The 1,524-nt window shown below is 67.1% G+C and carries 2 protein-coding genes; one reads left to right on the top strand and one right to left on the bottom strand.

Features of this window, described 5'->3' with window-relative positions; translation table 11 throughout:
• A partial coding sequence (locus G3N99_RS40380) for a YadA-like family protein (RefSeq protein ID WP_206125210.1) occupies nucleotides 1-785 on the top strand: 785 nt, incomplete at its 5' end.
• An 83-nt stretch (nucleotides 786-868) separates the two neighbouring features.
• Here G3N99_RS40380 and G3N99_RS40375 read toward each other — a convergent pair.
• Nucleotides 869-1,524, bottom strand: a 656-nt coding sequence (locus tag G3N99_RS40375) for an isochorismate synthase (RefSeq protein ID WP_206125209.1), incomplete at its 5' end; no start/stop codon positions are given.

Genomic DNA, 1,524 nt, shown 5'->3' with positions numbered 1-1,524 from the left:
TGAGCGCGACGAACAGCAACGTGGCCTCGCTGTCCACGTCGACCTCGACCGCGATCAACTCGCTGTCGACGGGCCTGAGCTCGACGAACAGCAACGTCAACTCGCTGTCGACGTCGACCTCGACCGGTATCGGCTCGCTGTCCACCGGCCTGAGCACGACGAACAGCAACGTGGCCTCGCTGTCGACTGGCGTGACGAACATCAACAACACGTTGAACTCGCTGTCGACGACGATCAACAACAACCAGACGCGCGCCGCCAACAGCAACGGTATCGCGGCCGACATGAACGGCAAGGGCACCGACGTCCCGACCGTCACCGCGGGTTCGAACTCGGTGGCGATCGGCGCGAATTCGACGGACGGCGGCCGCCAGAACGTGGTGTCGGTCGGCAACAACACGCAGCAGCGCCAGATTGTGAATGTCGCGCCTGGGACGCAAGGGACCGATGCGGTCAACTTGAACCAGTTGACGGCGGTGCAGTCGACGATGTCGACGGCACTGTCGGGCCAGCAGGCGCAGATCAACTCGCTGGGCTCGCAACTGCAGCAGACCGACCAGATGGCGCGCCAGGGTATCGCCGCGGCGACTGCGCTGACCATGATGCCGCAGGTAGAACCCGGCAAGACGATCAACGTCGCCGTCGGCGTCGCCAGGTTTGCCGGAGAGTCGGGCATGGCGTTTGGCGCAAGCGCGCACATCACGACCAACGGCATCCTCAAGCTGGGAATCGGCGTGTCGGGGAACAACAAGACTTACGGTGCGGGATACGGATATAGCTGGTAACCGACCCGTTTCTTGCAACCAGTCGTTGGCATGGTGCGTGAGCGCGGCGCTGCGGCCGCGCGCACGTTAGTTTCCCGGCAGGGTCAGCCGGCCGCAGACGACGCAGGCTCGCCTGTGCGCACGTGCGTAGCGCCGTCGCGCACGCGGATCGCTGCCTGCATGCCCGACAACTTGAGTTCGGTCTCCTGATATTCGTTGACCGGCTCGGAATCGGCGACGATGCCGCAGCCGGCGAACAACCGGCAGGCGCCACCGTCGACCAGCGCGGAGCGCAGCGCGACGATGAAATCGCCGTTGCCGTGCGCGTCGATCCAGCCGATGGGCGCCGCATACCAGCCGCGATCGAAGCCTTCATGCGCACGGATGTGATCGAGCGCTTCGGCGCGCGGATGGCCGGCCACCGCCGGCGTCGGGTGCAGCGCCGCGACGATCTGCAACAGCGTCGCATCCGCCTTCAGCGTCGCGCGGATCGGGGTGCTCAGGTGCTGCAGCCTCGGCAGCCGGTGCAGCGACGGTTGCACGGGCACGTCGAGCGCGCGTGACAGCGGCGTGAGCGCCGCGCGGATCGCGTCGACGACGAGCGCGTGTTCGAACCGTTCCTTCGCGGAATCCATCAAGGCTGCGCCGAGTGCGCGATCGTCGTCGGGCGTGGCGCCGCGCCGGATCGTTCCGGCCAGCGCATGTGTGCGCACGTCGCCGGCCGCGACACGCGCGAGCCGTTCCGGCGTGGCGCCGACGA

The organism is Burkholderia sp. Ac-20392, from assembly GCF_017104585.1.
Classification (GTDB): domain Bacteria; phylum Pseudomonadota; class Gammaproteobacteria; order Burkholderiales; family Burkholderiaceae; genus Burkholderia; species Burkholderia lata.
The sequence above is the reverse complement of the archived record's forward strand: the minus strand, read 5'-3'. Positions and strand labels throughout refer to the sequence as shown.